The 18,367-nt window shown below is 61.4% G+C and carries 11 protein-coding genes; 5 read left to right on the top strand and 6 right to left on the bottom strand.

The window, feature by feature from the left end; genetic code table 11:
* Positions 1-61: 61 nt before the first annotated feature.
* The 3 genes from PYV00_RS03080 to PYV00_RS03090 all read right to left on the bottom strand — a co-directional run bounded on the left by PYV00_RS03080 (position 62) and on the right by PYV00_RS03090 (position 5,174).
* Positions 62-1,369, bottom strand: coding sequence for an MFS transporter (locus PYV00_RS03080; protein WP_342803791.1), 1,308 nt, complete (start codon positions 1,367-1,369; stop codon positions 62-64).
* A gap of 121 nt (positions 1,370-1,490) precedes the next feature.
* Positions 1,491-2,498: a glycerophosphodiester phosphodiesterase family protein gene (locus tag PYV00_RS03085; protein ID WP_275226784.1), complete on the bottom strand. Its 1,008-nt coding sequence runs from the start codon at positions 2,496-2,498 to the stop codon at positions 1,491-1,493.
* 69 nt (positions 2,499-2,567) lie between these two features.
* Entirely contained in the window at positions 2,568-5,174 is a 2,607-nt protein-coding gene (locus PYV00_RS03090; RefSeq protein WP_275226785.1) for a TonB-dependent receptor, read from the bottom strand.
* 158 nt (positions 5,175-5,332) lie between these two features.
* Between PYV00_RS03090 and PYV00_RS03095 the strand changes: the two genes are divergently transcribed.
* Both PYV00_RS03095 and PYV00_RS03100 read left to right on the top strand, forming a co-directional pair.
* Entirely contained in the window at positions 5,333-6,442 is a 1,110-nt protein-coding gene (locus PYV00_RS03095; protein WP_275226786.1) for an ROK family transcriptional regulator, read from the top strand.
* Between the two features lie 460 nt (positions 6,443-6,902).
* Complete coding sequence (locus PYV00_RS03100) at positions 6,903-8,189, top strand: MFS transporter (protein WP_275226787.1); 1,287 nt, start codon at positions 6,903-6,905, stop codon at positions 8,187-8,189.
* Here PYV00_RS03100 and PYV00_RS03105 read toward each other — a convergent pair.
* Positions 8,166-9,305, bottom strand: a complete 1,140-nt coding sequence (locus tag PYV00_RS03105) for an ROK family transcriptional regulator (RefSeq protein WP_275226788.1) — start codon at positions 9,303-9,305, stop codon at positions 8,166-8,168. The genes PYV00_RS03100 and PYV00_RS03105 overlap by 24 nt on opposite strands.
* Before the next feature lie 235 nt (positions 9,306-9,540).
* On the opposite strand from PYV00_RS03105, the gene PYV00_RS03110 reads away from it, so the two are divergent.
* A complete protein-coding gene (locus tag PYV00_RS03110) occupies positions 9,541-12,210 on the top strand; it encodes a TonB-dependent receptor (RefSeq protein WP_275226789.1) in 2,670 nt (889 codons plus the stop codon).
* 32 nt (positions 12,211-12,242) lie between these two features.
* Positions 12,243-13,055, top strand: a complete 813-nt coding sequence (locus PYV00_RS03115; RefSeq protein WP_275226790.1) for a DUF1868 domain-containing protein — start codon at positions 12,243-12,245, stop codon at positions 13,053-13,055.
* Positions 13,056-13,200: 145 nt separating this feature from the next.
* Here the strand turns inward: PYV00_RS03115 and PYV00_RS03120 are convergent, their stop codons facing one another.
* Complete coding sequence (locus PYV00_RS03120; protein ID WP_275226791.1) at positions 13,201-14,136, bottom strand: glycerophosphodiester phosphodiesterase family protein; 936 nt, start codon at positions 14,134-14,136, stop codon at positions 13,201-13,203.
* A gap of 32 nt (positions 14,137-14,168) precedes the next feature.
* Positions 14,169-16,709, bottom strand: coding sequence for a TonB-dependent receptor (locus PYV00_RS03125; protein WP_275226792.1), 2,541 nt, complete (start codon positions 16,707-16,709; stop codon positions 14,169-14,171).
* Positions 16,710-16,912: 203 nt separating this feature from the next.
* On the opposite strand from PYV00_RS03125, the gene PYV00_RS03130 reads away from it, so the two are divergent.
* Positions 16,913-18,025: an ROK family protein gene (locus PYV00_RS03130; protein WP_275226793.1), complete on the top strand. Its 1,113-nt coding sequence runs from the start codon at positions 16,913-16,915 to the stop codon at positions 18,023-18,025.
* Positions 18,026-18,367 lie beyond the last annotated feature (342 nt).

Here is an 18,367-nt window from a genome sequence, read left to right on the forward strand (position 1 = left end):
TATCGGCAAGAATGGCTTCAGCCCCTCCGCATGATCCTACCGGCGTCAGCCGGTAAGTGGTTCAGCTCGGCCCACTAAATCCTCCTCGCATGGGGCTCGCCAGCCTTCTGCCAGCACTTTCGACGACGAATAGCCCAATGCCGACGAGGCCGCAGCAGAGCGCGCCCGTTCCCGGGATTGCCGCCATCAGAAACACGAGATCGGTACCATCGGGACCGCGGAAATCGATCCGGGTGAGGGCCGCGGCAAGGAGCAAGCTGCCAACAGCTAGAGAGAGTTTGCCGACTGCCGCGAACAGGCCATAGCTCAAGCCCATTCTGCCCGGACCGAGACGTGCCACTGTCTCGCTGAACGCCGCCCATTGCACCATGCCGACACCGCCATTGCCCAGTCCGAACAGGAATGCCGCTGCCGCCGAGGCGGCGGGGAATGCCGAACCGATCAGCCAGAAGGCCGTGAGAGCGGCGATCTGGAGCAGCGCGTTGAACAGCATCACCACTCCGCCAGACACCCGGGCGCACAGATGCAGCCAGATCGGCTGCCCAGCCACGATTCCCGCAGCCGTCAGGATGATCACGACACCGCCCCACCAGGCGGAGCGCAGCGTATAGGTGGCGAAATAGGGCTCCAGCTTGCCGAAGACGGGCGTGAAGACCGAAGTTGCGACCATCACCAGGAGAAGCAGCCAGAAATCGACGGACGGGTGACCTCGTGCGAGAGCGGCACCCGCCTCCGGAAGGGCGGGCTCCTGGCCGTGCAGGAGCTGCGCCAGCAGCCAGGCGCTGCCGATCGCCACGGTCGCAAACAGCACGGTCAGGCCTACAAGGAACACGACGGCCTCAGGCTGATCGCGGCTGGCAATCAGCGGCCCGATGGCGGCGGCAACGATGAGCGTTGCCATGCCGCTGAACCAGATTCGCGTCGAGGCGACGCGCAGCCGCCCATGCGCATCGGCCGTCGCCAGCGCCATGAGCGCATTCTGCGGGATATCATAGGCCGCATAGCCCAGGCGAAAGGCAATGCCGGCCGCCAGCGCATAGCCGAACCGGAGCTCGACGGGCATCCAGGCGCCAACGAACACCGCGATCAGGCTGGCCGAGCAGAGGACCGCGCCAACGAGCTGGATACGGCTCGCCGATGCTGCCGTCGTCAATCGTCTTTCCAGCCAACGGCCCACGATGAGATCGACCGCCGCGCTAACGAGAAAACCCGTGGCGAGAACAATGCCCATATGATGGATGGAAAGCCCGGCCAGCTCGGTGAGGAAATAGGCGAAGAGCAGCTCGCTCGCATACCAGAACAGGCTCTTGCCGAGATGGGCAAAGCCATAGGCCAGCGTCGCCCCCCAACTGTCTGCCCGGCCAAGGATGAACCCACTCCTGCAAGGTGAAGGCGATCATCCTTAAGCGGTTCAGGTGACCATAAAGTGAAACACTGGAACCAGCAGTGACACTGCTACGAGCGGACGCAGAAGCGGGCGCCCGCGACCTCTATCGAGCGGAACAGCCAGCCTCGCCTTGCCCTGTATGCCGGTGACCCATTTCACAGAGGTAGCGCAAGAGATATTCGGGATGGTCGGTCATGATGACGTTGGCGCCCAGAGCTATGAGCCTGCCCCAGCCGGCATCCGGATTCGGCATGGAGATATCGTCGCTGAACCCGCCGCTCCAATAGGGCTCAACGGCAACCGCCATGACCGGACGCCCCTGGACGCGCTTGTCCGCTGCGATGCCGCGAAAAAACTCCTGCCCGAGGAACGGGACTTCATATCCCGCGGGCCCATAGGCTTCGAGCCCGCCCAGACGCTCGCCCGGCGCGCCACGGGCGCTCGCCTGCCAGATGATCGGCCAGATGGCGAGACCCTTGGGAAGCTTCAGCTTGCCGAGGATGTGCTCCTTGCTGACCTTCCCGTGGCTGAAGGTGTCCGGGACCTTCAGGATGATGTGGTCGAGGACGCCCTCCTCTTCGGCGATCTGCAGCGACTTCTCCAGGAGCACTTCGAAGCTGGCCGATGCCGACGGTTTGAGCTCGAGGTTGATCATCACCTTGTTCTTCGCTGCGCGGAAATAGTCGCGCAGTGTCGTGACCGGATAGGGCGTAATCGGCGCACCCGCGCCGCCCGCCCCGTCGCGCAGCTTGAGCTTGCCCAGATCCGCTAGCGTCAGATCGTCGAGATAACCCCAGCCGGTCGTGGTCCTGTCAACCGTATTGTCATGCATGAGCACCAGTTCGCCATCCTTGGTGCTTCGCACATCATTTTCGACGACTTCCACGCCCTGCCGCCAGCAGGCGTCGATCGCCTGCGGCGAATTTTCCGGTGCAGCCGCAAAACACGCACGGTGGGCAACGACGATCACATGGCCGGCCGGCGGTCGCAGGACGCGCGCGCGCAAAGTCTCGAATGCTGCTCGATCGGCCGAAGCAGGCGCGGCGCTCGATGGCGCTGGCATGTTCAGGCAGAGGGTTGCTGCCAGCACGAAGAGGGAGGATATGCGCATGGTGAATCCAGGGAATGAGGAAACTGAGAGGCTGGGCTGCCAGCGTGCGCCGACAAGCCTTCCAATGGGTCAATATCGAAAGTGCAGGCCGAGCCAGAACTCCCGGCCGCGCCCCAGGGAATTGAACAGGGAATCGTCGATACCGATCGTCTGTCTCTGATATTCCTTCGTCAGATTCTTCGCGTCGAAGGTCACCCGAAGACGTTCGTTGGGTGTCACGTTGAGCTGGAAATCCAGCATGTGCTGGGGGCGGATATAGACGTCCTCTTCCTTCACGGTTCCGAATGTCCCGGTGAATGTCCGGCCGCGGCCGCGATAGTTGAGGTTCAAGTCAACCGGGCCCAAATCGTAGCTCAGGCGAACGTTGCTCAGCCACTTGGGCTGGTTGCGCAGCCCGCCGACCGAGCGCGTCGCACCATCGGTGAAGACCACGTCCCACTTGCCGTCGAGATAGGTGAAGTTAGCGCTAAGCCCCAGCCGGTCGAACGGCGCAGGCAGGAAATCCAGGCGCCGCTTGCTCGCCGTCACTTCGACACCCGTGACCCGCGCCTTGCCGTTGTTGAGCGGGATCGTGCGGATTTCGGTGAGCATGCCGTTGGCATCCGTGACTTCCGTGCGCTGCCGGAAAATCTCGCCGTCGAGTTCCTTGTGGAAGACGGCCAGCGCCAGCAGGCCACCGTCGAGATAATATTCGACGCTCGCATCATAATTGGTGGAGACGCGCGTGCCGATCTCGCCATTGCTTCCGTTGATGACCGTGACGCCGTTCGCGTCGAAGGTCGTGGTGACACCCGGCGCAAAATCCTGGAAGTCGGCGCGGCCAAGCGTCTTGGTGAAGGCCGCACGCAGCTTCAGCCGATCCGAGGCCTCGTAGGCGACCTGCAGATTGGGCAGCCATTTGCCATATTTGTTGGCCCGGCTGAGCGGCTGATTTATCCCCGAGACTACCTGACCCGTAACGGTGTCATCGCTCGTATGCTCATAGCGGACGCCCCCGAGGAGCTTGAAGCCGCCCACCGAATAATAGGCCGCACCATGAAAGGCGAGGATGTCCTCCCGCAGCCTATAATCGGTCGTCAGGGCCTCGTCGCGGCGGACATTCCCATTAGCCACGAGGAAATCGTAAAATGCGTCGTAATTGCCCAACGCCGCCTGGTTGCTGGCCATCGAGGGGCCGGCGATCTGCGCCAGGTTGAGCGTCACGCCGGATTTGAGCGCGTAGAAATCCTGGGTCTGGTCGAACGTCCGGTCGAGCCGCACCCAGTTGACGCCGGCCGACGCGCCGAACCCTTCGGCATTCGCCTGGTTGTTGTAGTTGAAGGTGGTTCCCAGCGTATAGACCTTGTCGCGCAGCGGCTGGTAGCGCAGATAGGCCGCCGAGGACGACGTGTTGGCCGTGTTCGAGAACAGCCAGCGGCTCGCATCGTTGTAAAGGGTCGGGTTCGACGGCGTGATGATCGGCGTGTCGCCGCTGATATCGTAGCTGCCGTTGAAGCTCGACAGGCGGAAGCCGGCGCCCGTGTTACGGGTCAATGTGTCGTTCCTGTAGTCAGTATAGTTGCCGCGAACGACGAGCACGCCCTTGTCGAGCACGCGCAGATCGAGCCCGGCGCCGAGCACCTTCGCATTGCGCTCGATGACATAGTCGAACTCGCGGACCTGGCCCTGCCCGTTGGTGAAGTCGGCGGTTCCGGGACCTGTCGGCGTGACCGTCCGCCCGCCGGTGGGAGCGATGAACGGGCCGGCGCGCTGGACGTAGTAATTCTTGGTCTCGTCGAACAGGTTGCCCGAGATGAACGCATACATCTCGTCCTCGATGCGCGTCTCGAGCTTGGCGAAGATCGCCGTGTTTCTGGTCTCCTTGTCGACCGCGCTCTGCCGCGAGAACACGTTGCCGTTGATGACGTCGACCAGGTCTCCATCCGGTCCCGCCACCCGCGAATAGCCGCTGACCGAGCCCATGTCGTCGGTGTCTGCGGTATGCTGGCGGTTGAAGCCGAAGACGAAGCCGAAGCGCTTGTCGGGTCCGAACGTGAACTTGCCCGCGCCATAGGCCTGATAGGACTGCTGGTCGCTGACCCGGCTGCCCTGTTCCGGAATGCCGATCCGGACACCCGCCTTGAAGAAGGGCTGGGTGCCGCCGTCAAAGGCGCGCAGCGTGCGCAGCGAAATATGCCCCCCGACCGAGTTGCCGTCGATATCGGGCGTCACGGTCTTGTAGACACTGGTTTCCTTGACGATCGCCGAAGGGAACATGCCGATCTGCGCCCCGCGGTTGTTCTGGCTACTGAACCAGATCGGATTTCCGTCGATCGCCATGCTGTTATAGCGGGAGTCGAAGCCGCGAAGCGAGACGTAGCCGGCGTCGCTGGACGAGAAGAAGCCATCCGAACTCACGCCGACCACCCGATCGAGCGCTTCGGGCAGCGTGATGTCCGCCGTCTTTTCGATTTCTTCCGCGGTGATCGAATCGACGATTGCAGGCGCGTCCCGCTTGATGGTTTCGACGGGGGTGTCGACCGACTGCCGCGCCGTGACGACAATCTCCTCGGCGGGAGCGGTGGCGTCGTCTGGCGGCTCCTGCGCCATCGCCGGACCTGGCGTGATTGCGCAGGCCAGGCCTACCAGGACCGAAGCGCTCGCCGAATGGGCGAGGCGGATTTTGAAGCGCTGCATGATCATGTCCCCGTTGATTCGCGCGGGCGGTTCGCCCCGTTCGGCACCCAGCTACCGTCGCGCAGTGACACTTTTATTAAGGTCATGATCTTAATTTAAATGACAGCGGGACCCGATTGGCGCATTGATCCTGTGCGGCAAATCGGCGAGGAGATGCCATGGCTACGATGTTCGGCAATCTTTCCCTCAGCTATCGTCAAGTGCTTGATGCCGTTTGGCGAAACGGGCCATCCTCGCGCGCCGAGATCGCGGCCACGACCGGCTTCACACGGCCGGCGATCTCGCAGATCGTGCAGGAATTGACCAATTTGGGGCTGCTGGTCGAGCAAGCGTCCCGCAAGGGCCAGCGCGGACAACCAGCCCGTCCCGTGATTATCAACGGCTCAGCGGCGTTCTCGGCGGGAGTGAATTTCTCGCACAGCTATCTTGAGGTCGCGCTGGTCGACCTCGCTGGCACGCTGATCGCGACGAAACGCACGGCTCTCGAGCGGCCCGATCCTGAAACGATCGCTCGCGTGGTAAGGCGTACGCTCGACAAAATGATCAAGGCCGGAGGACTGGATCGCGACAAGCTGCTAGGCGTCGGCATTTCGATGCCCGCCGATTTCAGTGCGGAAGGCACTTGGCTGCCGCATGTCTATTTCTCCGAATTGCGCGACCCGGCCATTTCCGAATGCTTTGAAAGCATCCTCGGCACTGCGGTCATTCTCGAGAACGATGGCCGGGTTTGCGCCATCGGCGAGCGCGTGATGGGCGTCGGCAACGCCTATCGAACCTTCATGCTTGTCCATATCGGCCACGGCGTTGGCGGCGGCCTTGTCATCGACGGCAGGCCCTATCGGGGCGCACTGGGCAACGCCGGCATCATGGGCCAATATTATCCCTATGGCTCGCCCCGGCCGTCGGGTCAGGATCTTCTGGAAACGCTGAAGGGGGCCGGCATCGACGTTGATGATTTCGACGATCTGGAGCGGCTGCCCGATGGCAGCGAGGTGGTCGAGCGGTGGGTCCTGCGGGCGGCGGGGCAGTTGTGCGGTGATATTGCGCGCGTCAGCCGGTTCTTTGGTCCTGAGGCCGTCATTCTTGCCGGTCGCCTCCCGCCATCCATCACGAACCGGCTTGCAGGGGCCATTGACCTGGAGTCCATATTGCGGCCGATGGACGACTTACCCATCCCGCCGCTCCTCGCATCATCGCTCGGCTCCTCCGCGGGAATGATCGGAGCTGCCTCCCTGCCGATCTACCAGAGCCTTCTTCCGAACCACTGAAGCAGTGGCGATTTACGGAGCGGTTAGCCTGGCCATCCGCCACTTGCTTGAGAAAGCCCATATGCCGCACTTTGGCAGGCCAGGCCTCCAAATTCGACGGCCTTACGTGGCGGCCGCTACGCCGCTTAAGGGCGTCGAGAAGATCGTTGAGAACGCCGAGTCACCGCGCACACGCTTCGCCATACGGTCGGCGCCACTGTGACCTCGAACTGCGCGCGCTGGCGCTGACCGGTGCGATCCTCCGCTACGCCAACCTGCGTTCGACAAATGATCTACGCCCATGTGCAACGTGCCCCTTGGGTGAAGGCCGCCAGTCCGGTCGAGTGCTGGATCGCCGCAGCGCTCGCCGGCGAGGTGAGCCTGCCCCGATCTGTCATGAGTGCGTGCTACGCACCGGAGAGTGGTAGCCCTCGTGCCGGTGCATGAACATGACAGACAGGCTGTAGGACACGGCCTTGGCGTGCGCAGCGAATGGGCCGCGACCGCGATCTATGGTGGCGCCCACTATGGCAAAAGCCTGTTCTGGTATGTGAGCGAACTCCTGTTCGCTTTCTTCCTCACTGAAGTCGCCGCGATCCCGGCCAATCAGATGGGCCTGATCCTCGCGCTCGGCCTGCTGGTGAGCGCAGCGCTCAATATCGCGGTTGGATCCCGGCTCTCGCACTTGTTGCCAACCGCCGCCAACGCCGGCCGCCTGCAGTTCCTTGGGGCAGTTGCCAGCGCCGTGAGCATGACCATGATATTCGCCTGCCACTGGCTGCCGGGTGAGGTCAGGCTGGGCGGAGCCTTTGCGGCAAGTCTCGCCTTCCGCCTTTCATATGCGCTTTATGACATTCCGCAAAACAGCTTGCTGAGCCTTGCCACGCACGGCGAGCGTGCCCGCACGAATGTTGCCGCGATACGATATGTCTTTAGCGGACTTGCTGCCCTCACGATTGCAGCGACGCTCGCGCCATTGCTCGGATCGGGCGCAGCCGCCGACCGGGCCGTTCTGTTTTGCAAGATCGGCGCGGGCCTGTCGGTGGTCGCGATTGCATCAGCCTGGTTGCTCGCGCGCGCTATAAGAGGCGCGACCGATCCGTCGTTACCTGATGCCGACACTCGAGGCGGATACCTCCCAATTGATATTCGCCTGTTGATCGGCCTCATGTTCGTTGTCACGCTGGCAGCGCCGACCTTCTCCAAGGTCGAGCCGTATTTCGCCGCCTTCGTCCTGCGCGACCCGCTCCTTGGCAGCGGCGTCGCTATGGCTGTCGCGGTAGGCATGACAGTTGCTCAGCCTTTTTGGGGAATGCTCGCGCAGCGCTGCTCGCGCGCCGTGTTGATTGTCATCACGGCTGCCGCGATCGTGCTGGCGGCGGTGCTGTTCTCCTTTGTCGCCGGGATTGGGGGCGGCGCGGTGCTGGCGGGCGCGTTGGCATTTGGCGCCGCCGGCGGTGGTATCGGCATAGCGATCTGGGCCTCCTTTGCCGATGCGGTCGCCCGACACGCACGAGGCAAGGAAGCGTGGTGCTATGCTCTGTTCGGTGCCTCTTCCAAACTATCGTTGGCGATCAGCGGATTGGCGCTTGGCCTGATGCTTTCCCGCATCGACTATCGCGGAGATGACAGCGAAATGCTGGTTAGCCTGATGGTGGTGCCTCCGGTTCTTGCTGGAACCGTTTGCGCCGTTGCGGCTCTGGGCTGGCGGCTGATCGCCGGCCGCCGCCGAGTTCCTCATGACCTAACGGAAAAAAGTCGCGCGTAGCGGTAGCATGGCGCCGCCGATCGCTCCAGCGTAGCCTTCGATCTCCGTGGGGACCAACTTGGCGGTCGGGCGCAACTGGGCACGGCGTTTCTGATCGAACAGTTCTACGCGCGGGATCAGCCGCTCGGTCAAATCCTTCGGCATGAGCCCACCGAATACGATCGCCTCCAGATCGAGGATCGCGGTCGCATTGGAAGCGATGATCGACACGGAATCGCGAACGCGCGCGATCCAATCGTCTATGGCCGGCCATGCGGGATCGTAGTGCTCGACCAATTCGCGCACGGTGTCGAATACCTGACCGCCACGCCCGACGAGTTGCCGCAGCAGTTCCAGATTGGGAAAGGGGTAGATGTTGGGCGGCAGGCCGCCGGCGAACTCGCCGGCGTTGCCGAAGCGGCCGCGCCATGGCTCACCGTCCAGGATGATGCCTCCGCCTACGCCTGCGCCGATATTGAGATAGCCGAAGCTGTTGGCCCATCGGCCGACGCCGATCACGCTTTCCGCCAGCGCTGCGGTGTTGCCGTCATTGTCCACCCAGGCGGGCAGGCCGACGCGCTCGGTGAACAGGGAAGTGACGGCGATGTTGGCCCAATGATCGAGATAATGCGGGGTGTTGAAGCCGGGGCCTTCGCCGGTGAACGATCCCGCCACGCTGACTCCCAACCCGACCACGCCGGATTGGGGGACGATGCCCGAGGCGGATACTTCGGCCAGCGTCTTGTTCACCCAGTCCATCACTGCATCGACGGTCATGGAATCGAGCGCGACCTTACGCTCGACCTGCACGCGGCCCGCGAAGTCCACGACGGCGAACGCGAGACCATTCGCCATGATCGCGACGCCGGCCGCGGACGCGAAGTCTGGAACAAGCTCGACGGTGGTAGTGGGATAGCCGCGCTTCCCCATGCTCAATTGCTTTCCGAAGCGCAGAAGGTTCCGCTCGATCAACCCACCTACAATGCGTGAGACTGATTGCTGGGTGAGTTCCAGTTCCTCGGCCAGCGCGGCCTGGATCATCTCGCCCCGGCGGAACACGAGGCCCAGCAGGCGGCGCTCGCTGCGCGAAAGCGAAGGAAATTGGGCCTGGACACTCTGCAACACGGATTTCGCCATGAATCGCCACTGGTTTTTCGGTTGAACTGCGCCCGTAGCACATTGGCAGGCCTATACGCCAAAAATGTTCTAAAAAGCTTTCCGTCACAAAACATACAAGAAACATGTTCATTTGATCGCATATAGCGCTGACTCAGTCGAGTCGCACATCCATATCGAGTGCAATTTTTGATGCGCTTGGGATTGGTGTGCGCCTGACCGGCGCCGGTTTTTTGAGCGAACAAAGGGGAACCTCATGCAATGCATTTTTCTTGGCCGGCTCAGACGGTCTACGGCTATAGCCACCGTCCTGGTCTGCGGCGCATGGAGTTGCCTTGCGTCTGCGCAGACGACGGCCGATCCGGTCGAGCCCGCGCTAACCGATGATCGGGCCACCGTGGCGGATGAGGGGGTGGAAGGCGAGGAAATCGTCGTTACCGGCGTCCGTGGATCCCTGGCCCGCGCTCTCAATCAGAAGCGCACAGCCGCTGGCATCGTCGATGGCATTTCGGCGAAAGACCTCATGGACTATCCCGACCTCAACATCGCGGACTCGCTCCAGCGTATTACGGGTGTGACAGTCGAGCGGTCGCTGGGCGAGGCGACGAACATCGCCGTCCGTGGCCTGGCCTCACAGTTTACACGCGTCACCATCAACGGGCAAACTGTGACATCGGGCAACTCCGGCCGCGAAGTGAGCTTCGACGTCTTTGCATCGGAGCTTTTCACCAACGTTCAGATTCACAAGTCCCACATGGCGGAGCAAACCGAAGGCGGTTTGGCCGGCACGGTCGACCTCCGCACCGCTCGCCCCTTCGACTACAAGAGCGACCGGCCTGTTCTCGGCGTATCGGCGCAGGCGCAATACAACGACGTCTCCAAGGACATTGATCCGCGCCTGTCCGCCATCGTGAGCAAGACCTTCGCGGACGGCACGATCGGCGTACTGGCCTCAGTCTCCTACTCGGAGCAAAGTCTGCGCCAGGACAACGCCGAGGGGCTGCGTTTCATACTGACCGACATCGACGCCGATGGCGATGGCGTCAGGGAAACCAGGAACGTAGAATATCCCTTCATCCCCCGCTACGTGAACGAGAATATCCATCGCAAGCGGCTTGGCATCACCGGCGCCATGCAATTCCGACCGGCCGATAGCTTCCAGCTCAATTTTGATGTTGCCTATGCGAATGTTAAGGAAATGCGCCGTCGCTATTCGATTGACGGGCAGATTGTTGCTGCCAACATCCAAAACCCGCTCTCTCCGCCGACGGTCGACGCGACCGGCCTCATCGTTTCGGCCGACCTGCCGAACGTGGAGAGCCGTTCCGAGAACGTCCAGACGCCCTATCAGGACAAGCTGCTTCTGCTGAACGCCGACGCACAATGGGACGCCGCCGACAATCTCGCGATCAAGGGCAAGGTCGGCTATTCCGACGCCAGCCGCACCACCGACGAGTTCCGTTCGACGTGGTCCAGCTTCGGCGCCTTCCACTATGACTTCACCGACCGGATCTTCCCGGTGATCGAGGGCATCGGCCGAGACATTCTCGACCCGGCCAACTACGCCAGCCACGTCGCCCGCTTCATCAACACCGATGTTACCGATCGGGAGTTCTCGGTGCAGGGCGACGTGGAATGGCGGCTCGGCACCTTCCTGTCGGCGCTCAAGGCGGGCGGCCGTTTCAACGATGGGAAGAAGGATACCGTGCAGTTCGATGGAACGGTGCGGACCACCGCCAACTTCCGGGACTATGCTATCGACCTTCCGACCGACCACTTTTTCAAGGGCGAAAGTGCGCCTGGCATAATCCGCAACTGGCCGGTCGTGGATTTCGACAACATCCTCAACAGCACCGCGCTGATCCCGGCTGGCTACGAGCCGCCGCAGCGGCTGATCTCCACGAACGCGGTGAAGGAAAAAACGTGGGCCGGATATTTCCAGGCGGAGTTCGACGCGCACAATGTGTCTTCGCTGCCTCTGCGCGGCAACGTCGGTGTGCGGGTGGTCAACACCGAGCAGTCCTCGACCGGCTACCCGACCAGCGTTTCCCCAATCACCGTGAGCAGCACCTACACCGAGGTTCTGCCGAGCGCGAATGTCACGGCCGAACTGGCGAGTAATCTCATGCTCCGCCTTGGCGTTGCCAAATCCCTGACCCGCCCGACGATCACGGACCTGACGCCGGGCGGCACCGTCGCCGTCGGCGTCAATATGGCGAGCTTCGGTAATCCCTTTTTGAAACCCTACACGGCATGGAACTACGATGCTTCGCTGGAATGGTATTTCAGCAATGAAGCGCTGCTATCCTTGGCCCTGTTCGACAAGGAGGTCAGCGGCTTCGTGACGCGCGTTTCCTCTAGTGAAACGCTCGGCGCCGACGTGCTGGGGGCATCGGACCCTCGCGCCGGACAAGTCTTTGACGTGAGCCGCCCCGTCAACGGCGATTCGGCCTACGTTCGCGGCTTCGAGATCGGCCTGCAGGCCCCGCTCTCAAGCCTTATCGGGCGGGACTCCTTCTTCTCGGATTTCGGCTTCGTCGCGAACTACACCTACGCCGACAGCAAATCCACGATCAGCTTCAATGGCGAAGACATCACGACGCTGCTTCGCGGTCAGTCACGCTCGAGCGTCAATGCGGTCGTCTACTACGAGAAGGGACCATTCTCCACGCGGTTCGCCTATTCCTGGCGCGACAAGTATCTGGATGAAGTCAGAGGCGGCAGGGAGCGCAACAATTTTATCGGCGCCTATGGGCAGCTCGATATGAACGTCCAGTATTCGATCACCGACAAGATTGTGCTGACGTTCAATGCGCTGAATCTGCTCAATGAAGGACAGCATCGCTACGCTGAAACAGAGGACCGGAGCATCCGCTTCAGCAACACCGGACGCTTCTTCCTGCTCGGCGCGCGCGCGAAGTTCTGACCGCGCTGAAAGGTCGCGAGAGAGGGATACAAATGGCTGATTTACTGGCTGGGACCAGCAGACGCAATTTCCTGGGACTGGCGGCGGCCGGGGCGGCGGCAGGTATCACCACCGCCCCTTCGAGCTTGCTGGCACGGCAGTCCCCAACCTACCCGCCGGATGTAGGCAGAAAATTCTATCCCGATGGGCGGGTGCATCCGTTTGCGGGTAGCACGATCATCTGCCATCTGCCGCAACAGGGGGAGCACGCGGCCTGCTTCAATTCGATTCTCGACATCTTCCGGGAGGCGCCGAGACACCGCTTCATGCGGAAGGTCGCGATGCTGCCACCGTCATCCTACCACATGACGGTTTTCGGCGTCGCCAATGATCAATCACGCAAGCGGGAGAGTTGGCCCGCCGACCTGCCGCTCGACATGCCTCTCGAAGCCGTCAACCGGGCGCTGGTGGAGCGACTTCGCAGCTTCGAGCTCGGTAATATCCTTCCCATCCGGATGCGGGTCTCCCCGCAACAAAGCCCGGAAAACGGCCGCACGCTGGTGTTCCACCTGCAACCGTTCGATGATGCCGAGAGCGCGAAACTGCGACGACTTCGGGACCGGCTTGCCAACGTCCTGAAAATCCAATCGCCAGGTCACGACAGCTATGAGTTCCATATCTCGTTCGGTTATCCGATATCCTGGTTCGATGCCACCGAGGAGCGCGAAGTCAAACGGATTTGGCCAGAGTGGGCCAATCGGATTGCTTCTAGAAGCCCTGAAATCGCCTTTGCCGCTCCTGAATATTGCACCTTCGACGATATGTTCGCCTTCCACCGCCAGCTCTATCTTGGACAGAACGGATGAGGTGGTAGAAGTGCACCGCGACATGGAAGCAGCCACAAAGGAACTTGACTTCGAATCATCCCGCAGAAGTCTTTGAAGACAGAGTGAGAACTTCGTTTCTTCAACTATTTGAAGCGCCCTTCAAGCCGCTGGTGGCAAATTTCCATCATTGATGCAGCCCGCGACGCCGCAGATATTCGAGCAGCGCTTCGGGATGATCGGTCTGGATGATTGTTGCGCCTTGGTCGATGAGCTTGCCCCACACGCCATCGGGGTCCGTAACGGCTGTCGCATCGGACACTCCGCCGGCCTGCTCGGGCTTGAGGGAATTGATCCACAACCGCCCCTTTCCGCGCGCTGTGGCCGCCGCCGGGTTCTGGATGAAGGCGGGGTCTGTGTAATTCAGCTCGTAACCAACCGGGTGATAGCGGTCATAGCGGGTGAGGAGCGGGTCGAGCGCGCTGGCGCAAAACTGCCCGGCGGCAACCATCTTGGGCGTGCAGGCAAAGATCACCGGTATGAACATCGATCGCGAGGCAAACCGGCTGGTGGCGAGCTCGGGCGCATCGGGGTCCGCGCTCATCTTCATGATGACCTGATCCGCCATGCCTGTTTTCTCGACCATCTCGAAGATGCGTTCCTGGACAGGATCCTTGGCATCCATGTTGATGAGGATGCGGCCCTTGGCGACGGCCAGCGCCTCTTCCAGCGTCGGCACCTGGCGGTCGCTCAGCATAGTAATGTCCCGGCCGCCGCCCGCAGGCTTGAGCCGGAGTTTCCGAAGCGCCTCGAACGTAATCTCGGAGACCCTGCCATGGCCATTGGTCGTGCGATCGAGCGTCGAATCGTGCATGAGCACGAGCCGGCCATCGGCTGTGACCCGGATGTCGATCTCGATGATGTCGATGCCGTGCGCGATGCAGGCGCGGATGCCGTCCAGCGAATTTTCCGACGCCGATTTCCAGCAAGCGCGGTGCGAAGCGACCATCACACCCGGCGCGGCGGGCGCGCGCAGCAATCGTTCATTCCTGGCCAGCGTCCCGTCCCGCGCGCACGCCGTGACAGTGCCCAGCGCCACCAACGCGCCGAAGGTGAGCAGCACGGGCTTCGTCATGCGATTCCCCTTCCGCGGCATCAGAACGACGCCCTGAGGCCGAACTGAACGGTGCGGCCGGTCGTGAAGCGGCCGTCCGTCAGGCGCGGCTCATAGACCCATTCGTCCGTTTCGGCGCTGAACAGGTTCAGCACGTCGAGCGTCAGCGCGAGGTTCGGCAGTAGCTTGTAGCGCGCGGCAAAATCGGCCTGGCCGTAGGCGCTGCGATATTTGAGACCATCCTGCTCGTTGGGTTTCTCGCGCAGGAATTTGCTGCGGTAGTTGTAAGCGATCCGAAGGCTGAGGTCCTTGTCCTCATAATAGCCGATGAGGTTGAAACTATGCCTTGAGTTCTCAGGCAGGCCATAAGCCAGGGTCGTGCCAGAAACCGTATCCCGGAAACTGCTGTCGGTGAACGTGTAGTTGGCAACGATACCAAGATTCCTGAGCGGTCCAGGCAGAAAGGTGAAAGGCTGCTGGTAATTCACCTCGACTCCCTGGACCCGGGCATTGTTGCCGTTGACCGGATGCCGCAATTCATAGGTCTGGCCATTATATTCGAACGGCACGGACTCGGTCACGATGAAGGATTCGATATCCTTGTAGAAATAGCCCGCCGACAGCAGCCCGCCTTTGCCGAAATACCATTCGGCAGCCAGGTCGAACTGATTGGCACGGAACGGCTTGAGATCGGGATTCTTGGCCGAGATGATGAGGTTCGCGTCGTCGATGGTGCGGTAAGCGGCAAGATCGCTGAGGCTCGGACGCGTCATCACGCGCGCGGCGGCCGCCCGCAGGAAAAGCCCCTTGGTCAGTTCGTAGCGCAGATTCAGGCTCGGGAGAAAATCGGCATACTCAGAGTGGAAGTTCCGCTCGGTGCTGGTCTTGTCGCCCTTGTTATATTCGATGCCGTTCGACGTCACCGACGTATGGACCACCCGCAAGCCGGCATTGGCGAGCCAGGGGCCGTGGCGGTAAGTCGCCATGCCATAGCCCGACCAGGTCTTTTCCTCGACGTCAAAGAAGTTGGTGAGATCGGTGCCGGTCGAAATATCGAGCTTGCTGCCGTAGAGTTGGTAGGCCTTGTCGAAATCCGAAATGGCGAAGGCATGCGGGCCGCTGGCGGCGCCGGGTTCATCGTCGAGGAACCCGGTCAGAACGTCGCCGATCAATGAAAAGGGTTCGTTTATTTTGGTTCTGGTGACGGCATATCGTTCTCGTGTCCGCTGTCGGTCACGATATTTGACGCCGAGCTTCAGGGTGACATGCGGGAAAGCCGGCCCTTTCAGCTCGAGACCGCCCGAAAAGTCATCATCGCGCGTGTTGATCAGATTTCGGCGCGCTTCCGAAGTCGTATATTCGGCCGGGTCAGCGATATTGGTCGGAGAGATGATCTCATAATAATCGATATCGTCCCGCGTATCGTAGGCGGCGGCAGCCGTCTTGTCGCCGAAATAGACGAACTCTTCAGAATCTTGGGTGCTTCGGCTCTTGGAAGCGAAGCCCTTCAGCCTCCAGTCGCCGAACTTATATTCGGCCGCCGCGGAGCCCTGATACATTTCAGTCTGGCGGAGCGTTTTGTGGTTCTCGGATCGCAGCACGACCGAGCCGAAGGAGATATAATCGACCACACTCCCATCGACATGGATGTCCTTGACCGTCTTGCCGCCGGGGAAGTTCCAGATGGGGCTGGTACGCTCATAATCCTGGCGGAAATTCGTGTAGAGACCGTCCACCAGGATCGTAAGCTTGTCGGTCGGTTCCCACTCGATACGCCCGCTCGCCGAGATGCGGCGCACGTCCTGCCGTTCGTTGATCATCCGGGGGTACATGACGAAGACGTCGTTATAATCGTTGACCTTGTCTCCGTTCACATCGAGGTTGCTGCGCGTCCAGCGCACCGCGTCGTAGGATTGCGACGCCGCCGCGAAATTATCGATGGAAAGCGAGCCGATCACACCGAAATTTGGTGCCAGTCGGCCGCCTGCAACCAGTGAGCCGCGTGGATCGAGCTTGTCGGTGATTTCGTTGTAGTTGCCCCCCGCCGACACGGCGAGAAGCCGGTCCTTGAGATCGAGGGGCCGAATGGTTTCCAACGCGACGGTGCCGCCAACACCGCCTTCGTCCGTGTCGGCGGTGGGGGACTTGAGCACCTCGACCTTGCGGAACATGTCTGCTGGGAGGATGTTGAAATTGAAGGTTCGGTCCTCGCCATTGGTCGGCGCGGCCTGGCCATTGATTGTGACCTGCGTATATTCCGGGCCCAGGCCACGGATACTGATCTCGTTGCCGACCGCCCCGGCGAAGTCGCGTCGGATCTGCACGCCGGAGATGCGCTGGACAGCTTCCGACAGATTGGCCTGCGGAAACGCAGCGATATCCTCTGCCACAATCGAGTCCGTGACCGCAGCCGAATCGCGTTTGGCATCCCGGGCTGCCTCAATGCTCTCGCGATAGCCGGTCACGACGATGTCGGTTGGCTGCGCGTCAGCGGTATCGGCGCCAGAAGGGGATGATTGCGCATGTGCGCGTCCGCTTGCGAGCGCCGCCAGACAGCATCCCACGGAAAGCCAATATTTCATAACGCTATACCCCCTTGTCGAATCGGGATCTGTTCCCCGCCAGGGCGGGGCTAGGCTCCGACTGTGTCAGTTTTATTTAATGTTGCAGATAAATAGTAAATTGTGCCAGCCACAATCGGCGCGAGGTAATGTAATTTGTTGCAGAAAATTATTTATGTGCCATAGAATGAGGGCTCGACGCCCATCACGCTCGGGGAGCCCACGTGCATCCACGTCCAGAAATCGAACTTGGAGAAGATCAAAAGCGTCTCCTCCGCACGCTTCGGAACGACGAGCCGCGATCGCGCATCGAGCTGTCCCGTCTTCTCGACATCAACAACGGTGTGATCACCCGGCTGTCGCGCGAGCTCATTTCGCTCGGGCTGGTCTCGGAAGCCGAAGCGCAAGCCGGCGCGCGCGGCAGGCCCTCGCTTCCCTTGCATCTGCGCCCAAATGGGGCCTATGCGATCGGCGCGGCGACCCATCCCGGTTGGATCGATATCAGTGTCGTCGATTTCGCCGGCAACCCGCTGGCCCAGAAGAGCTGCCCCTGGGACGAAGGCGAGCCGCAGCATTTTGCCCAGTTGTTGTCCGATGAGGTCGATGCCATTACGGCCAATCTTCGCCTTCGCCATGCCCGCTTTCTCGGCTTCGGCATTAGCGTTCCGGGCTTCTCGGTCGGCTCGCGCGCGCAGCGACACACGGTCGAACGCATGCATTCGTGGCGCGGCCATGATCTCTCCACACTACTCAGCGAGGCGCTGGGCGGACCAGTGTGGATCGAGAATGACGCCAACGCGGCGGCGATCGCCGAATATTATCAGGCCGGGCGGCGCGAGGGTTCGAGCATGCTCGTGCTTTTCCTGGGGCACGGGGTCGGCGCAGGCTGCATTTCGGATGACCAGCTCTTTCCTGGCGAATATGCGAATGCGGGCGAGATCGGCGTTCTCTACCCGCTCGACAGACCGCGTCCATCCGCCGTTGACCTCGTTCAAACTCTCGAGGCGAATGGCGGCGGGCGGATCGGTCTGCGGCACCTTGCGGAGCCTCTCGTCCAACATGAAGACATCGTCGAAGAATGGATTGCGCGCGCTGCGGAGCAGCTTGAGTTGGCCGTCCTAAGCGGGATCGCCTGGCTCGATCCTGCGTCGATCGTTATTTCGGGAACGCTGCCCGATCGCGTCCTTGACGGATTGGCGAACAGATTGCGCGACATAGGGTGGGGAGAGCGCCTTGGAGGACGCCAGGTCCCACCGATCAAGGCGTCACTACTTCAGGGCAGGGCGGCGGCGATCGGTGCCGCCCTTCTGCCTATTCATCACCTGATTGCGCCGTAAGTTTAACCAAGTCGTCGATCCACTTGTCACCATCCGCCGCATCCTGAGGGGTGTGGATCGGTGCCGAAGGGGGACCCCGTAGAATTTCATCCACACCGCTGTATTGCAACGAGAAATATCCAGAGGCGGGGTCCCGATAAGCGCCGATTGGGACCCTACCAATATCCCTCCTTCCGGAATCTTTTCAAATAGTTGCGCCAACTTGAGCCGGGGGTCGGCTTCGTCGCCGATCCACACTGCAGCTTTGAATGCGCGTTTCAGCCAAAGAACGCCAAGTTAGGGTCAGGACCCATTGATGTGAGGGCTGCGATCTGATTCAGGCTCCGTAAGGAGACTGGATAT

Origin of the sequence: Novosphingobium album (ex Liu et al. 2023), from assembly GCF_029076845.1 — a bacterium.
In the GTDB taxonomy this organism is placed as follows: domain Bacteria; phylum Pseudomonadota; class Alphaproteobacteria; order Sphingomonadales; family Sphingomonadaceae; genus Novosphingobium.

Bases quoted from the DNA above. Each gene is read 5' to 3' on its own strand.
- PYV00_RS03085 (WP_275226784.1), bottom strand. From the start codon at position 2,498: ATGCGCATATCCTCCCTCTTCGTGCTGGCAGCAACCCTCTGCCTGAAC.
- PYV00_RS03090 (WP_275226785.1), bottom strand. From the start codon at position 5,174: ATGCAGCGCTTCAAAATCCGCCTCGCCCATTCGGCGAGCGCTTCGGTC.
- PYV00_RS03095 (WP_275226786.1), top strand. From the start codon at position 5,333: ATGGCTACGATGTTCGGCAATCTTTCCCTCAGCTATCGTCAAGTGCTT.
- PYV00_RS03105 (WP_275226788.1), bottom strand. From the start codon at position 9,305: ATGGCGAAATCCGTGTTGCAGAGTGTCCAGGCCCAATTTCCTTCGCTT.
- PYV00_RS03110 (WP_275226789.1), top strand. From the start codon at position 9,541: ATGCAATGCATTTTTCTTGGCCGGCTCAGACGGTCTACGGCTATAGCC.
- PYV00_RS03115 (WP_275226790.1), top strand. From the start codon at position 12,243: ATGGCTGATTTACTGGCTGGGACCAGCAGACGCAATTTCCTGGGACTG.
- PYV00_RS03125 (WP_275226792.1), bottom strand. From the start codon at position 16,709: ATGAAATATTGGCTTTCCGTGGGATGCTGTCTGGCGGCGCTCGCAAGC.